The following is a 14,547-nucleotide window of genomic DNA, read 5'->3' on the forward strand; positions in this document are numbered from 1 at the left end:
TCCCTCCGTGAACTGAGCACATCGCGAGCCGCCGTGCTCGGAAACCCTGCAGGTCTCGGGTCCCCGCCGATCGCGGCGACGGCTTCGGTGATGGTGCTGCACGAGCAGTTCGCGAGCTGGGCCTGCCCTCAGCCCAGGGATGGGTCGGCCAAGCACGGCCGGCGCGAAGCGTGCGACCCTAAGGACTGCATGTCAGTAAACTGAAATGTTCTCGATTAGGAGCGGCGATGGAGGCGCCCGGGGGAGCGCGCAAGCCCTACCCCGCCCTCGACGGGCTTGCGTACCGTCGCTGACGACCCGCACCACTCCTCGAGGCACCGGACCGGTGCAGAACAGGTGACAGCACATGACTCGCGAGCAGAACATCGCCGCCCAGCAGGCCTTCGGCGAGGCGGTCAACGCCGGCGACTTCGCCGCGTTCGACGCACTCGTCGCGCCCGACTCGGTCGATCACGACCCGGCGCCCGGCCAGGCACCCGGTCCGGAGGGATACGCCGCGTTCTTCGGCGACCTGCGGACCGCGTTCCCCGACATGGCGCTCGAGGTCGAGAAGCTCGTCGCGGACGACGACAGCGTCGCGTTCGCCTACACGCTGACCGGCACGCAGACCGGTGTGTTCCAGGGCCACGCGCCGACGGGCAAGTCCATGAAGATCCGCGGCATGCAGATCAGCACCTTCGTCGACGGCAAGCTCGCCGAGCGCTGGGGAAGCAGCGACGAGCTCGGCATCCTCACGCAGCTCGGCCTCGCACCCGGCGCCTAGCAGGCGGCACTCCGACGGGTTCCGAGGCTCGTGTGCAACCCACACCTCGGAGCCCGTCGCGCGCAGGCCCTGCGAGCAAACTGACATAATCACGGTTATCGGACATCAGCGAGAGGACCGACACGGTGCATGGAGCGGGTGAGAAGACTCAGCGCTTCTGCTCGGGCGGTGGAACAGGGTTCGGCTTGGCGCTCTCCTGTACCTTCTTGAACACCTTCTCCACATTGGGTCGAGGAGGCGGGGTGGGCGGAGGCTTACTCATCTCCGTCTTTCATGAGGTGCCCGGCATCATTCCTCGACAGCGCCACCGGCTTGAAGACCATCTGCACGTCAGGACGCTCGGGGGGCTTCGGTGGTGGTGGTGCCGGGGTGCTCTCGCTCGTCATCAGTCTGCAGTCCTCCCGTAGGTAGCGCACCCAGCGCGGCAATCACGACAAGGGTTATCACACTCGCCACGAGAAATCGGAAGCCGAGCGTCATCGCTCTTGCACGTGTCTTCGTGACCTCATCACGCTTTTCGATCTCTACTGTCCGAACCTCGAGCAGAGTGTCCTCGAGCTCCTCCACGGTGAGGGCCGCATGTAGATACTCATCAACGAGGTCCCGAGCAGACGGGATCTCGAGCGTCAACGGCTTCGCAGCCTGAGCAGCACAGAAAACCGTCGCCGCTGCGAGCACAAGGGCGAAGATGACGAACGGGTTCGCCGGGAGAAGGCTGATGCTTGCACCAGCAACCAGGGCCGCGGCCGTCACGATGAAGGACGCCTTCGCCTCGACGGTCTTAGTGCGCTCGATCGACCGCGCACCCTGCACATCTAACTCGGCGCGGAGAAGGCGGACCCGTCCCGCTCTGTCGCGGACGATCTTCCGCGCTTCTCGGCGGGCCGCCAGTTGTCCTCGGTTGCTGATCATCCTTCGATGGTGCCCGACCAGATGATGTGAGCCTGGCGGTGACGAGGAGCTCCTGTTCGGGGCGCCGGAGGATGCGCTCGCCCCTCCTCCTCCAGACGACCATCGTCGTTGCCGATGAGATGGGGCACTAGATCGCCGGGCGCCGAGCGAGAACATCGAATACGCCCGTCCGGTCAGCCAACATTCGCGCAGCGCGATCGTCGATGTAGCCGGCGACGAATAGCAGATCTGCCACGTGCTGGTAGTTGGCCTGATGAAAAATTGGCTCGTGGTGCGCAACACGGTTCCGAAGCTCATGAACCCTGGCGAACGCTGTCTCGAGTTCGGCCCGGTTTCGCAAGTGTTTCGGCACGCCTTGGAAGGCGTTCTGGACGCGGGGCCAGACGGTCGTTTGGTAGCGACTGCTGAGCAGGAAGCGCCAGAACCCGAACATGAGTTCGGCGACGACCTTGCCTGGAGCTTCTGCCTGACCTCCGCGAGTTGCGCGCCCCTGAGCGGTGGCGATCTCCTTCTGCGCTCGAGATGGGAAGGAGTAGTAGCCGTCGATGTACCACTTCTGGTCTATGGAGTGAGGTGCCAGCTGCGAGTGGATCGCGTTACGCATGAGCACCTCGACGTGCCCCACGAGCTCAAGCAGCTGCGCAGACAGCTCGGCGTTCCACAGGTAGAGCTCGACCGTGTCCTCTCGAGCGGACCGGTAACGCGTCAGCCGTTCCGTGCTGATCCACTGCTCGAGCTGCGTTTCGGTCGGCGTGTAGGCCACCTGGACACCCCCCTGGGTCTCGGTTATGATCGTCTCGAAAGCCCCGGAACGATCCCTGCTCTGAGAGATTGAGCACATCGCCGGGGCTACAGCTTTTATACCGGGGTGAGTTCCGAAGGTGCGCATCCGCACCCCAACCGCCGGATCATCGGTCACGCCAGGCACCGTCTCGCGTCGCTACATCATGGTCCAGCGAGGCGCATGGTGACTCCACACCGAAGGCGGGGCTGGATCGATTGCTGCGTCGCGCCCGGTGAAGACGTGCATGCCGCTGCAGGACTCTGTGACTGGAGTCGGCTCGGCTTCGCAGCTTCCGCTTCTAGCTGGGTAAACCCTGGGAGAAATTGACTCCGCGGAGCTCGACGAGCGGATTCTGAGCCAGAGGGACAGGGATGGAAGCACTCCTGTCCGTTAGGCTCGGCTGCGCTACCGCGTACAGCCTCGCCTAGCGGCAGGAGTGCTTCCATCCTGTCCCTCTGGCCCAGGTCGAGAAATCCCTGGTCAGAAGGCTATTTGCGAGGTCGACCAAGCGGCCATCGGTGTGCCAAGGTCGTTCTCGCCACCACGAAACGCCAGACCGGCTCAAGTGGTCTCTCGACCTCACTCGAAGGCTCGCTGACATCGCGAGGCCAGAAGCCTTGTCTACTCCGGCGGGGAGCTCCGAGGCAGTGGCGGAGGGCGACACGCCGCCGAAAACCGACGACGACCAAGCCGCGCTCAGTTTCCGCATCGTTCCATCAAGATCTCAAGGGAGCCGAACTACACCGCTGTCATTATTTTCAGAGTCAAACATGGTCAAATTTGGCCTTAACTAGCTCTCTGCCGCGATCTGGGCGCCATTCAGACCGCGCCGGAGCCACGAGTCCTTCAAGCCTCTCGACGCCTCAAATCGGCGCGTGTCGGAGAGGCGGAGTAGGATTCGTCACGAAAAGAAAACCCCGATCCGCCCTGTGCGGTGAGGGCACTGGCAGATCGGGGTCAGGGTGTCTTTGGACGGACCCCTCGACTCTACGGGCTCCTACAGCCCGTCCGCGAGATTGACAGAGGTCAGGCTCGCGTGTATCTGCTCCCCTGCAAGTGAGTGGAGTATCAGGATGGCTAAGTCGTCATCGTCGAAGCCCTCGAAGGCCGCACTGTCCAAGGCTGGACGCGTTCTCGCATCCAACGCCTCGAGCAAGCCGGCCAAGTCGACCGCGGGCTCGACTCTCGGCAAGGGCTAGAACGCCCTGCTGGCCGGCGCCGATCAGGTGCCGGCCAGCCCCGCCGAGAACGACTTCATCCGGCCTCCCACTCACTTGCCCATGCCGCGAACGCGGCAGGCAGGAACAGTCATGGAAACCCTCGACGATCTTCTAAACGACGTGCGTCGTCAGATCGAACCCGAAGTCACGAACCTCAAGGAAGCACGCGACCGGCTTGCCCTTGTGCGCCGCCACGCGGGCACCTTCTACGGGGCGCTGCGTACCTACCGCAGCGGCTCTCTCACGGTGCACTCGATGAACAACCCCGTCACAGATGGTGACGGCGGCCTTGTCCTGAACCGCAACTACTATCCCGGATTGGGCCCGGAGGGCACGCAGGAAGAGCAGCCGAGCGACCTCGTCGACGAACTCTGCCTGCACCTCGGACCGCTCATCCGCGAGACCTACCCCGACGCGAAGGTCCACAAGTCCAAGCGCGGCCCGAAGGTCTACTTCCACAGCCCTCTCCCTGACGGCTCTGACCCCACCGTCGACATGGTCCTCGCTCTCACCCGCAAGGAGGGCGAAGGCATCTGGATCCCCAACCTCGAGAAGGACCGCTGGGACGCTTCCCACCCGGAGAAGCACGCCGATCTCTTCAACGGGGACGCCCCGGCGTTCCGTTCCACCCGCCGCAAGATCACCCGCCTCGCGAAGGCGTGGAACAAGCAGTACACGGTGCAAGGCGCTTCTTCGTTCGAGGTTTCCGTGTGGGCGTGGGAGTTCGTCGATCCCGGCATGGGCATGGCGAAGGGACTGTGGTCCCTCTTTGACCAGGCTGCAAGCCGCCTCGAGGAGGGCGAAGCAACGCCAGACCCCGCTGGCGTATCGGATGACCTGCACCTCCTCGTCACCGCAGCGAACATGGCGATCCGCCTGCGGAAGGCAGCGACGAACCTCCGCGCGGCCTTGGACACGGATGACGAGAAGGAGATCCGCGCGGCTGTCAGCGCCGTGTTCTGGAACTACATCGACGCGCCGGAAACGTCCGCTCTCGCTTCGTCGGTGTCGACCCTCAAGACCGGGCTCCCCGTCGCCGCGACGGCTCTTGGAGTAGGGGTCACCGCGACGACCGCGGCTGCGAGCGTGTCGCGCGCGTACGGTGGCGAAGCACCGCGATGACACCGCCTCCACGTCCACTGCCGTGGTTCGCGAAGCCGGCCCCAAAGATCCGGTTTGTCCGCGATCTCGCGGCGGTGGACGCCGTGCGGGTGGCCAAGAGCACGTACGCCGTTGGATTCCGGGTCGAGTTCGAGCTCGAGCCCGACGGCGTACCTCGCCGTAAGGTCTCCATCGACTTCTCCCGCAACTCCCCCAACACTCCTCGTGTCCACGTCGATGGACCCGAAGAGTCTCCGCACCGGTACTCCGATGGCACCCTCTGCATGTGGTACCCGGGAGACCCTCCTTCTGCGAAGTGGCTACCCCGAGACGGTGCGGCACAACTGATCACCCGCATCGGCGTCCACCTCATCAAGGAGCAGTGGTTCCGGCAGAGCGGGGAGTGGATCGGCCCGGAAATCACCCACGAACGCCACGACTCGGCCAACGACCCCAGGGAAACATGATGCTCAATCTTCACCAAGCGTCTGGCTCACTCGAGATCACAGGGGACGGCTACGCGACAATCCTTGCCGCCCTAATCGGCGCGATCGTCCTCGTTGCGGGTTTCGGAGTGCAGCGACGCGCAGCAGAAAGAGAGCGACGGGCCGCCATCTACGGGGAAGCGATCCGCGCGGTCGAGGACTACCTCGAGGCGCCGTTCCTCATCCTGCGCCGCGAAAACACGCCAGCTGTCCGACGAGAGATCACGACCCACATCAGCGAGATCCAGTCGCGGATCGCCTACTACCGCGCACTTCTCGGGGTCCATGCTTCAGAAGAGGTCGCCGCGGCGTACGTCGCCTTCATCGGCGCAGCGCGCACTGAAGCCGGACGGGCGATGACCACCGCGTGGCAGTCGAAGGCCATCAAGCAAGGAAGCGAGGTGCCAATCCACAATCGGTTCTCCAGGCGGAAGAGCGACCAGGCTCTCGCACTTCTGACGACGACCATGAGGCGACAGCGTTAGCTACCTGCACACCCAACCCTCAGGTGCGAACCTCACTCCCACCTCCGGTGTCATGGGTTCTCGGATGCATCGTTTGCCAGCTTGCGCGACGAGAGCACGCCGGGCGACCGGCTCCAGACAGGGAAGGACCGGAACCACAGACGTGGTTCCGGTCCTTCTCGTGCAAGACCGCCGTGGTCAGGAAACGGCGACCATCGGTTGCTCAGTTGTTCGGTTCGCGATTGAACGTCACGTCACCGTTCTCGGTCACGTCCGCGTGTCCGTGCCCGGGGCCGTCACCCTCGTCACCGCTACCGTAGTAGTTGCTGGAAACCCCCGACTCGGGGTTGAAGACCACCTTCGAGGCGTCTGACGACTGTTCGACCTTGTCACTGCTCTTGCCCATGAGAATGCTCCTTTGCATCGAAGAACTTCAGGCTGTCTCAGCCAGGTGAAAATCGCCCGAAAAAGACCTGACCACCAACCTTGACTCAGCGGCCGCTCAGCGGCTGCGATCGCCGCGCTGACGCTGCCGGCTGACGGCAGGTGCAGTCGGGGACTTCACTCGGGCGGTGCGGTTGGGCGAGTTGAGCACTTCGGCGGGAGGTCGAGCCTGGTCGATGTCGGCGCGCAGGCGAGCCTTGAGGTCCTCCGCACTGATGCCCCTGTCGTTCAAGCTCGCCGCGAAGGCCTCGCGGCGCTCCGAGCTGTCGTAGGCGTTACCGGCGTCGGCACGAGCCACAGTCGCATTACCTGCTTGCGCGGACGCGGGCGCATCGGTCGCAGCATCTCGATGGAGCTGCGCCTGAGCGCGCGCATCGCTGGCGAGGTCGCGCAGCTCGTCTGGGGTCTTGCCGTCGTCACCACCGCGGTTGGCGGCCGCGTCGTACGCGAGCGCCTGGGATTCGAGCTGCGCGACGACATCGGTCGCCGTCTCGCCGGAGACGGGGGTGTCCTGCGCGCGGCCATCGAGCCTGTCAGCTTCCGTGACCAGCTGTGACGCCTCGGTGCGCTCCTTAGCTGCCTTCGCTCGCTCCTGGGCCGCGAGAGCGTTGACGTCGACGCCGTAGCGGTTCTGGACCTCACGGCCGATCGTGTCGGCGGCCGCCGCAGCACGGTCGTCGAACCCTCGCCACGTCTGGGCTGTCTCCGTGACGCGGGTGATGTCCGAGACGGTCGCCTTCTCCCACCACTGGGGGCGGTCGACCACGGCGAGCTCCGCGACCGCTGCGCCGCGCTGAGCGTCGAATCGCGCGGACATCTCGCGTGCCGCGGCGGCATCTCGTCGCTCTGCGTCTCGGAGCATCTGCTCGCGCAGGCGGGAGAACTTCTCCGCGATCTGTATGGCGACAGTCAGTGCAGTCCGGAGGGCGGCGTTGGTCGATTCCTCGACACCGCCGTCTGCGTCGTTCTCGCTCATGGTCGATCCCCTCGTTCGGTGGTGATGGTCTTAGCGGCCGCGGTCATCGTCGCGGCCACGCTGCGGCGCTGGCGAATCGCGCGCCCAGTCGGCAGTGCGCTTCTCCAGCGGCTTCGGCAGCGGCGTGCCCTCGGCCCAGCCTCGCTCGGCGGCCATCCGCGTCTGGACCTGCTGCTGCTCCACGGTGAGCGTCGGCTGCGTCGGCTTCGTCCCGCCGGTGTCGGGGAGGGCGGGCATCTGCTGCGACACCGACTGCAGCCGCTGCTGCATCATCATGCGCACGTCCTGCGCGCGGCGGGCATCGCCCGCGGCTCGGTGCATGTCGTGAACGGCGCGGGAGAGCTTCTCGAGCTCGCGCAGCACGAGCGCCAGCGCGACGGTCGGCTTGCCGGTCTGCGCGACGTGCATCAGAACCATCGCGTTACCGGCGGCAGAGGACCACGACACTGGCCTCGCCTGTGTCTCGTACGCGCGCAGGTGCGCGGATCGGGCGAGCGATCGCGACGCTTCCGCGAGCGGTCCCGGTGTCGGTTCGACCCGCCGCGACCAGGCCGCGAACGCGCCGGCCGTCTCCTTGGCGACGCGCGCCCACGTGTCGCGATCCTCGAAGGAGACGCTGCTCAGCTTCTCCCGCAATGCTCCGAGCTCGCGGGCGTACTGCGTCCACAGCTCCGGCGACGGTTCGCGCATCTCGCGGCCGGGATTCGCGGGCGCGTATCGCCATGGATTCTTCGACGTCGCCCGCCACTCCTGAACCGCAGCGGTGGCCGTCTCCGGACGATCTGGCCATACCTTTCGCAGCTCCGGCAACGTCAGGTCACGCGCCAGCTTGCCGCCGCCGTGCCAGACGACCGGCTGACCTTTCTCGGGTCGAAGAGCTACCGAGTAGCCGGCTACGACGTCATCGCGGCCCGCCGCGAAACGCGGGCGGATGAGCACGCCGGCCTGTCGCATCCGACGCACGAACTCGCCCTCATCCACCGACGCGACAGCCGACGCTCGCACTACCCGCTCGAGACGGTGCATGTCCGGTTCGACCTGGCCCCGGCGCTGCGCGGACTCGCGCGCGCCGGGCTTCACACCACGCTCGCCGTACTCCCGCTCGGGCTGGGTCGACACTTGCAAGCCGTAGTCGCGTTCCAACTCCTGGCTGATCTTCTGCGAGCGGGCGAAGTCATGGTGCACGTCCGCTTTCGTGCCGTCCTCGCGCACAAGCGACACCGCGATGTGAACGTGATCGTTGCCGTTCTTCGACAGCCCGTGACGCACCGCCACCCACCGGCAATTCGCCTTCCCGAGGTCCTCCCCCGCGAACCCCATCCGCTGCACGAAATCGGTGGCGATCTGCCCCCACTTCTCATCCGTCAGCTGACCCTCCTCCGCCGACAGGGACAACGAGCAATGCCAGACATCCGCCTGCACCCGCTCCTTCACAACCGCGCCGGCCGCGTCACGAAGAGCGACACCGTTGTCGTCTTTCTGCACCGCGAGCCGCGTGACTTCCGTGCCAAAGAATCGACGAGGTCGATCCAAGCTCTTCGCGATCTCCACCGCCGCTGCACGATCCAACACCGCGTCCCCGTGCATCGCCATGATCGATGCGTCCCCCGCGACAAGGTGTTGCTCCGTATGCTCGTTGGCCTTGCCCGCACCGGCGAGGTAGGACATCAGCCCGGACATCTGTGCGCCGCGCGTGATGTTCGTCCTCACTGCCCCGCCAGCCGATCGATCGTCGCCTCGAGCTTGGGCACCAAGCGCCGGTACTCCGCGTACACATCCTCCGCCTCAGCCGGAAACCGGCCCTCAGCGTTCGCGAATCGCGCGAGCTGATTCATGTTGTCCGAGACCGACTTCAACAGCCGCGACACCCGAAACAACTCAGCACCCACCAGCTTCCACTCCGTGTCCGTACGCACCTGCGCGTTCATCGCAGACTCGAACAGCAGACGCGGCACCGTCACATCGAGAACCTCCGCCCGCGCGCGCAGATGCGCGTCCTCGGACGGGGACACCGCCACCTCGTACTTCTTCGTACGACGCTGCTCCCCCGGCACATTCGCCCGACGACGCCGACCGAATAACCGGCCCTCACGTGACGACTCCGACACGATCCCACCGTCCTCCCCGGCCCAGCGCAGCGAACCCGCCCCCAGGCGGGGACCATACGACCAGTATGCGTCGCACCGGCCGCGCAGCGAAAGGGGCGCGAGCAGGTTACCAGGGGTAAACTCATAGCTTGCTCCCGAAATGACCCTCCACCCAGAGCGCCGCTCAGGTGCAACTCGCTCCCGAAATGACCCTCCACCCAGAGCGCCGCTCAGGTGCAACTCGCTCCCGAAATGACCCTCCACCCAGAGCGCCGCTCAGGTGCAACTCGGGGTCCGAAGGACACCCGAGCGTCTCGGCTGGCGAAGCCGAGGCGGGGACGTCGGGTCCGCGCCTTCCGGATGACGGTGGTGGCGGCTAGCCTTTCCGCATGAGCGACCACACGAGGAACCCTGACGACGCCGCCGACGCCGCGCGCCGACTGCTCGAACAGAGCGTCGAGAGGCGCGTCGAGGCGGTCCGCACGATCGTCTCCGCAGCCAACGACACCGACACCGCACGCGCCACCCTCAGCGACGCGCAAAACCGGCACAGCAAGGCATGGGCGGACGCCCTCGCCGCCGGATGGTCGGAGAAGGAACTCCGCGCAGCAGGAGTGCCGCGACCCGAGCAGACTCGCGCTCGCGTCACCCGCTCGCGACGCACGACCTCGGCGGAGGGAAGTACCGCCGAGTCGACCGAGAGCGACAGCTCCACGTCAATCGAGAACGCTGCATGACCGACGACGACTCCGCCGCGCTCCACGATCAGATCCGCGCCTGGGCGGAGGGGTCCAACCCGCTCACGGCCGCCGTCGAACTGCTGATCCGATCGGGCCTCGTGTACACGAGCGCACCGTGGGTCAAGACCGACAACGCCTGGAAGACGAGCGCAATCGACTTCGACCGCCTCGGCGACGAAATTGGAGCGCTCAGCGGAGGCGAACAGCGCGTCGCGCGAATCGCCTCATCGCTCGGACAGGGCGTCCCTGTCGACCTCCGAGAGGACGTCGCCGGCCTCGACCTCGAATACACGCGCCTGGTCCTCGCAGCGATCGCGCACGCCGCCGGACTCGGAGAGCCCGGCACGACGATCCAGACCATCGACGGAGTGCCGACGATCGTCCCCCGCGACGCCCTGGCGTCATGGCCGAACGAGTAAGTTGATCGCGCACGACGACCGCCCTCGTCGCGTAGGAAGCCCCCGCTCGAGCAGTCATGCTCGCGGGGGCTTCCCCCTTCCCGCGACGTGCGCGCCGGCGGCGGTCCGGCCGTCCATCCGACGCTTCACTCTTGCCTGCGGCGGCCGACCATCAAGAGCGCTGCGCGTCCCTTCGGGATGCCCCTCCGGGGCACTCCTGACGGCCACCCGCCTCCGGCATCGCGCCGCTTATCGGATGGATGGCCTCAGAGAATGCTCACCTCAAGAAGCATTCCGATCAGCCTGCTCCTGCCGGACGCTCACCGGAGCGGTACATCGCGTAGGCGATGACGACAGATGGGAGGGCTAGTGTCAGCAAGGCCAGCCCGGACCCCGCTGGCGGGGGCAGGCCGTTGGCAGTCCGCTGGCGGCCTGTCGTCAGTCGATCAGGTCGCGGCCAAGGCCGAAGGCAGTCAGGAACCGCCCGACGGGACGCAGCGTGGGCTGTCCGGCTTCTCGGTCTCGGCACGCTCCGAACATCGTTCACCGCGGATGGAAGCGGGCTGCGAAAATCGGTGAATGCAGCAGATGACTCATGCTTCCGCGACGTTCACGACAACCGACGACGTGTGCACGGCCCTCCTCACCTTCGTCGGTTCGATCGCCGCCGGCGGTCACTCGGAATCGGTTGCCATTCCCGCGCTGCGCGCGGACGGACAGGTCATGGAAGTTCGGATGACGGTGAACGCCGACAGCGCCTTCGTCGTCGTCCCAGTCGATACCGACGCGCAGGACGAGCACGCCCTCCTGGCTGCCTCCGCGTCGGTCGTCAGCGAGCTGGGCAGACGGAGCGCGGCCAGCGGTCAGGATGCTGAGCGGCGCTGACGGGAGTTGCTCGACCCGCTCCCCTGACACTCACCCTCTCGGCACTTCGTGTCTAAAGTGGCGGTGCGGTTGAGAAGTGGGGACCTTGACGCCGCGCGCGGCAGACCGACGAGGGGTCGTCGGTGTCGCTCTGCTCTCGGCCGCGTTACCACAGCGCGGCCGAGAGCAGCACCCCCAACAGCCGTAAGGGCCGTCAACCCTCCTCCTGTGAGCACGGTCGACGCCTACGGTTGAGCACGTACGGAGTGCCGTTCGCTCCGGCCCCAGTGCTCCCGGCTCGGACGCGGCTCGGCCCCCGAGCCGGGAGTAGCGGCCCGGCCCCGCGTCGGGGGATGCCGACGTCGGGCCGCTTCCCAGGGAAGAAACCGCACCCGAGCGAAACGACACCAGGCGTAACGCGCGGTGGTTATGCTCCCCGCATGATCGACTTCAGCTCCGCCGAAACGGCGACGGTCGAGTACATCGGAGACCAGTGGCGCCTCACGATCCTCGACGGGACCGGCACCGCGTTGGCCGAGACCGGGCTTCCGCTTTTTGGTCCCGAGAACTTCTTCGTTCGCGCCAGCTCAGACCAGCCGGCGGGCCTGGATTACGTGCGGCCGTTCTTGAACAAGCGCGGCTTGTACTACACCCAGTGGGCCGGGTGCGGTCAAGACGGGTGGAGCACGCAGCTTCACTACTGACGAGTACACGTTGCGCGGGCAGGCGTCCGGGATGATGAGTACATGTCGCGCAACACGGAGCCGTTGGCCGGTCAGATGGTCTGGTTCGTTCGCTGGATCCGATCGCGCGACGGCTGGTCACACGAGACCATCAGCGGCGCTTTCCAGGAGCGCACCGACACGTGCTGGCGGGTCTGGGTGAACGAGGAGCTGCGCGAACTGCCCTCACACGAGTGGTCCCCCTGCAAGCCGTGACGCGGACGCTCGTCCACGCTCAGCCGTGATCAGTGGCGGATCGCGGAAGCACGCCATCCTTCGTCCTTGACCCAGTGGAACCCTATCCAGCAGGTCTGGTGCTCCGGCGCCTCGGCGGCCGCGTCCAGGGCGACCCGGAACGCGCCAGATGTCGCGCCGTCGATGATCATGACCTCCGCATCGCGGTCCGCGAGCGCCCCGCAGGCATCGCGCAAGCCTGCACTGTCCGACTCGGTGTTCGCGGGAAGAAGCTTCGCGATCGCCGGATAATCGTCCAACACCGGCACGAGCTCGTACACCAGCTCCTGGCCACTCCCCGCCGGCGGCACCGCCCCCGGAGCCGAGTCACCTAACGACCCGACCGCAAACAGGAAGACAGCGACGACGCCGGCCAGTACCGACGTCAGCAGAACGAGCAGGACCACGGTGACGCCAATATGGGGCCGCGGCGATGAAGGAAGATCCTCCGCCTCGTCGTACGCCCCCACAGTGCCCCCTCCGCCGACCGATCCTCCCGACCCCAGCTCACCAGAAATACCAGACCCGAACATAGCCACCGCTCGCGCTGCCTTCTCGCTCCTCAGAGGGCCGTCGATCGCTAAGTCGCTTAACGACTGATGTGTATGATTTCGCACGGATCGGCCGTGGACCTGGACCGCCGACCTCTGGCTTGCGACGCGAGAGCGCCAAGCCCGCCGGCGGGGGTGCGCCGCCCCGAACGGCGCGCCCTCAGCCACGCCACAGCGCAAGAACAACCTCGCCGTCGCTCACACTCGCCGGCACGAACGATGGTCGGCCTGTTCGACCTCCACCGGGAAAGCAACAGAGTATGGGCTACCTCCACTACGGCACCGAATCATTCCCGTTCGACGACCGCGTGCTCCTCCACCTCCAGGTCGTCGTCGGCGTGAAACTACGACGCCATGAGGCGTTCTTCGTATCCTGGCGCCCCGGAGCCCAGACCGACGAGGGCCGGCACGCGATCTGGATCGACAACGGCGTCCCCATCCACTTCAACTACTCCGGCGGCCGCCCCCCGGCACTGAACCGCGAGTGGATTGAACATCTCGTCGCCTCCGCGAACAGCTCGGGCGGACTGAACCTCGCAGACGACCGCAACGCGGAGCCTCCCAGCGCCTAACGCGCTTGGCACGCCTGAGCGCGATCGGCGCCGCATCCCTGGCCGGGGCAGCCGATCAGACGGCGCTGCCCGCTCGAGCGAGAAACGCAACACCGGGAAATCAGACCTTGGCCTCTCGTTCCCGTACTAACCCACGTGGCACCGAAAGCTGTCTCACGGCCGCACCACACCGAAGTTGCGCGGAGCACGGGATGCCCCATTTGCGCGATCGCATGCTGTGGGCAAGACCGCGACGCTCTGAAAAGCAGAAGGCCCCTGCGCGCTGCTCACGAGAGCTGGCAGGCAGGGGCACTTCGCGTCGCAGCACCACAGAGGTGCTGCCGGTGGTCACTGATTAGCCGGCGAGGACCGCGATCGCCTGCCCGAAGTCGACCTCGTTGTTGTCGAGCACCCGAATGTAGACGTACGCGTAGGGGTCGGCGCCGCCCACGATCGCGTTGTAGATACCGTCGAAGGCGAAGCGGCCGGTCGAGGGATCGATGGCAGCGCTCCAGCCCGCGTCGCGGCGCAGATCCACCTGGTCGGTCGTACCGGTGTGCTCGAGATGCACCGTCATCGGCATCGCCCCGTTCCGCACCGTCACCGTGCCACGAACAACAGGGAAGTCGACGCGATCCCCGTTACGGACGCCGACGTAACGGTCTTGATCGGTAGCGATCGTGCCGGTCTCGGTCGATGCAGCCGCAAGAGGAGCGGCGACCGCGACCGCGATGGTCGGAGCCACCCACGCAGCACTACGCAAAATAGTGCGGCGTCCAAGACTTGTCGTTGAATGCTGGTCGTCGTGATCCATGGTTCCCCCTTGATGGCGTTCGAGCAGAGACCCCCACGCTAGCTCGCGCCCTGACCCCAGTGACCCGAGGACCCTGACGAGGGGCAAGAAGCGGACCACAACCGCGCCCGCAAACTCTTCAGCCATCCGAGGAACAGCTGCCAGCCCCTACGACGGACCGAGGAGCTCTACATCGTCGAACGGAAAGGACACAGACGGAGCGGAAAGTTCCTGTGACGATGGCGCTCAAGCCACGGCCCGGCCACCCGATGTCGAGAAAGGCGAGCCATCCGACGAGAACAAACGCTTTCAGATGCCCGCCAGCCTCGCCCTACTGCGGTACACCCGATTCACCGCCACCGACATCATCCAACGCAGTACTCACCCATCCTCGCGTCGCCTGACCGCGCGGGCGTGCATGACAAGGAGTGGGGCATCAGTGCGAACGCCGAGCCGTC

At 66.1% G+C, this 14,547-nt stretch carries 18 protein-coding genes; 10 read left to right on the forward strand and 8 right to left on the reverse strand.

Translation table 11 applies throughout. The features are described from left to right. The first annotated feature begins 346 nt into the window (after positions 1-346). A complete protein-coding gene (locus EDF45_RS19180) occupies positions 347-763 on the forward strand; it encodes an ester cyclase (RefSeq protein ID WP_123737519.1) in 417 nt (138 codons plus the stop codon). A gap of 330 nt (positions 764-1,093) precedes the next feature. On the opposite strand, the gene EDF45_RS19185 is transcribed toward EDF45_RS19180, so the two are convergent. Then, complete coding sequence (locus EDF45_RS19185) at positions 1,094-1,675, reverse strand: hypothetical protein (RefSeq protein ID WP_148060344.1); 582 nt, start codon at positions 1,673-1,675, stop codon at positions 1,094-1,096. Between the two features lie 127 nt (positions 1,676-1,802). Further along, positions 1,803-2,594: an Abi family protein gene (locus EDF45_RS19190; protein WP_123737517.1), complete on the reverse strand. Its 792-nt coding sequence runs from the start codon at positions 2,592-2,594 to the stop codon at positions 1,803-1,805. A gap of 1,175 nt (positions 2,595-3,769) precedes the next feature. On the opposite strand from EDF45_RS19190, the gene EDF45_RS19195 reads away from it, so the two are divergent. Genes EDF45_RS19195 through EDF45_RS19205 form a run of 3 tightly spaced genes read left to right on the forward strand, consistent with a single transcriptional unit; the run spans position 3,770 to position 5,750 of the window. Further along, positions 3,770-4,801: a hypothetical protein gene (locus EDF45_RS19195; protein WP_123737516.1), complete on the forward strand. Its 1,032-nt coding sequence runs from the start codon at positions 3,770-3,772 to the stop codon at positions 4,799-4,801. Then, on the forward strand, positions 4,798-5,247 hold the full coding sequence (locus EDF45_RS19200) for a hypothetical protein (protein ID WP_148060343.1): 450 nt from the start codon (positions 4,798-4,800) through the stop codon (positions 5,245-5,247). Before EDF45_RS19195 ends, EDF45_RS19200 begins: the two co-directional genes overlap by 4 nt. After that, positions 5,247-5,750 carry a hypothetical protein gene (locus EDF45_RS19205; protein ID WP_148070846.1) on the forward strand — a complete coding sequence of 168 codons (504 nt, stop codon included), beginning with the start codon at positions 5,247-5,249 and terminating at the stop codon, positions 5,748-5,750. The genes EDF45_RS19200 and EDF45_RS19205 overlap by 1 nt, the downstream gene beginning before the upstream one ends. Positions 5,751-5,952: 202 nt before the next feature. Here EDF45_RS19205 and EDF45_RS19210 read toward each other — a convergent pair whose 3' ends face one another. The 4 genes from EDF45_RS19210 to EDF45_RS21985 form a co-directional block, all read right to left on the reverse strand. After that, positions 5,953-6,135 carry a hypothetical protein gene (locus EDF45_RS19210; protein ID WP_123737513.1) on the reverse strand — a complete coding sequence of 61 codons (183 nt, stop codon included), beginning with the start codon at positions 6,133-6,135 and terminating at the stop codon, positions 5,953-5,955. Between the two features lie 96 nt (positions 6,136-6,231). Beyond that, positions 6,232-7,149, reverse strand: coding sequence for a hypothetical protein (locus EDF45_RS19215; protein ID WP_123737512.1), 918 nt, complete (start codon positions 7,147-7,149; stop codon positions 6,232-6,234). 30 nt (positions 7,150-7,179) lie between these two features. Then, entirely contained in the window at positions 7,180-8,859 is a 1,680-nt protein-coding gene (locus tag EDF45_RS19220) for a relaxase/mobilization nuclease domain-containing protein (protein ID WP_123737511.1), read from the reverse strand. Continuing rightward, positions 8,856-9,500 (reverse strand): plasmid mobilization protein, encoded by a 645-nt coding sequence (locus tag EDF45_RS21985; RefSeq protein WP_397460066.1) that lies wholly within the window; start codon positions 9,498-9,500, stop codon positions 8,856-8,858. Before EDF45_RS21985 ends, EDF45_RS19220 begins: the two co-directional genes overlap by 4 nt. A 125-nt stretch (positions 9,501-9,625) precedes the next feature. On the opposite strand from EDF45_RS21985, the gene EDF45_RS19230 reads away from it, so the two are divergent. The 5 genes from EDF45_RS19230 (at position 9,626) to EDF45_RS19250 (ending at position 12,176) form a co-directional block, all read left to right on the forward strand. Then, positions 9,626-9,973, forward strand: coding sequence for a hypothetical protein (locus EDF45_RS19230; protein WP_123737509.1), 348 nt, complete (start codon positions 9,626-9,628; stop codon positions 9,971-9,973). After that, entirely contained in the window at positions 9,970-10,395 is a 426-nt protein-coding gene (locus EDF45_RS19235) for a hypothetical protein (protein WP_123737508.1), read from the forward strand. Before EDF45_RS19230 ends, EDF45_RS19235 begins: the two co-directional genes overlap by 4 nt. Positions 10,396-10,953: 558 nt before the next feature. Beyond that, positions 10,954-11,259, forward strand: a complete 306-nt coding sequence (locus tag EDF45_RS19240; RefSeq protein ID WP_123737507.1) for a hypothetical protein — start codon at positions 10,954-10,956, stop codon at positions 11,257-11,259. A 419-nt stretch (positions 11,260-11,678) separates the two neighbouring features. Then, positions 11,679-11,942, forward strand: coding sequence for a hypothetical protein (locus EDF45_RS19245; protein WP_123737506.1), 264 nt, complete (start codon positions 11,679-11,681; stop codon positions 11,940-11,942). A 42-nt stretch (positions 11,943-11,984) separates the two neighbouring features. Further along, positions 11,985-12,176 carry a hypothetical protein gene (locus tag EDF45_RS19250; RefSeq protein ID WP_123737505.1) on the forward strand — a complete coding sequence of 64 codons (192 nt, stop codon included), beginning with the start codon at positions 11,985-11,987 and terminating at the stop codon, positions 12,174-12,176. Positions 12,177-12,205: 29 nt separating this feature from the next. On the opposite strand, the gene EDF45_RS19255 is transcribed toward EDF45_RS19250, so the two are convergent. Then, positions 12,206-12,664, reverse strand: coding sequence for a hypothetical protein (locus tag EDF45_RS19255; RefSeq protein ID WP_123737504.1), 459 nt, complete (start codon positions 12,662-12,664; stop codon positions 12,206-12,208). 341 nt (positions 12,665-13,005) lie between these two features. On the opposite strand from EDF45_RS19255, the gene EDF45_RS19260 reads away from it, so the two are divergent. Then, positions 13,006-13,317, forward strand: coding sequence for an ATP-dependent DNA ligase (locus tag EDF45_RS19260; RefSeq protein ID WP_123737503.1), 312 nt, complete (start codon positions 13,006-13,008; stop codon positions 13,315-13,317). A gap of 334 nt (positions 13,318-13,651) precedes the next feature. Here EDF45_RS19260 and EDF45_RS21080 read toward each other — a convergent pair whose 3' ends face one another. Continuing rightward, a complete protein-coding gene (locus tag EDF45_RS21080; RefSeq protein ID WP_148060342.1) occupies positions 13,652-14,110 on the reverse strand; it encodes a hypothetical protein in 459 nt (152 codons plus the stop codon). Positions 14,111-14,547: the final 437 nt, after the last annotated feature.

Origin of the sequence: Rathayibacter sp. PhB186 (genome assembly GCF_003751825.1) — a bacterium.
Classification (GTDB): domain Bacteria; phylum Actinomycetota; class Actinomycetes; order Actinomycetales; family Microbacteriaceae; genus Rathayibacter; species Rathayibacter festucae.

Coding starts and splice junctions, on each gene's coding strand:
- EDF45_RS19180 (WP_123737519.1), top strand. CDS start 347: ATGACTCGCGAGCAGAACATCGCCGCCCAGCAGGCCTTCGGCGAGGCG.
- EDF45_RS19185 (WP_148060344.1), bottom strand. CDS start 1,675: ATGATCAGCAACCGAGGACAACTGGCGGCCCGCCGAGAAGCGCGGAAG.
- EDF45_RS19195 (WP_123737516.1), top strand. CDS start 3,770: ATGGAAACCCTCGACGATCTTCTAAACGACGTGCGTCGTCAGATCGAA.
- EDF45_RS19200 (WP_148060343.1), top strand. CDS start 4,798: ATGACACCGCCTCCACGTCCACTGCCGTGGTTCGCGAAGCCGGCCCCA.
- EDF45_RS19205 (WP_148070846.1), top strand. CDS start 5,247: ATGCTCAATCTTCACCAAGCGTCTGGCTCACTCGAGATCACAGGGGAC.
- EDF45_RS19210 (WP_123737513.1), bottom strand. CDS start 6,135: ATGGGCAAGAGCAGTGACAAGGTCGAACAGTCGTCAGACGCCTCGAAG.
- EDF45_RS19215 (WP_123737512.1), bottom strand. CDS start 7,149: ATGAGCGAGAACGACGCAGACGGCGGTGTCGAGGAATCGACCAACGCC.
- EDF45_RS19230 (WP_123737509.1), top strand. CDS start 9,626: ATGAGCGACCACACGAGGAACCCTGACGACGCCGCCGACGCCGCGCGC.
- EDF45_RS19235 (WP_123737508.1), top strand. CDS start 9,970: ATGACCGACGACGACTCCGCCGCGCTCCACGATCAGATCCGCGCCTGG.
- EDF45_RS19240 (WP_123737507.1), top strand. CDS start 10,954: ATGCAGCAGATGACTCATGCTTCCGCGACGTTCACGACAACCGACGAC.
- EDF45_RS19245 (WP_123737506.1), top strand. CDS start 11,679: ATGATCGACTTCAGCTCCGCCGAAACGGCGACGGTCGAGTACATCGGA.
- EDF45_RS19250 (WP_123737505.1), top strand. CDS start 11,985: ATGTCGCGCAACACGGAGCCGTTGGCCGGTCAGATGGTCTGGTTCGTT.
- EDF45_RS19260 (WP_123737503.1), top strand. CDS start 13,006: ATGGGCTACCTCCACTACGGCACCGAATCATTCCCGTTCGACGACCGC.
- EDF45_RS21080 (WP_148060342.1), bottom strand. CDS start 14,110: ATGGATCACGACGACCAGCATTCAACGACAAGTCTTGGACGCCGCACT.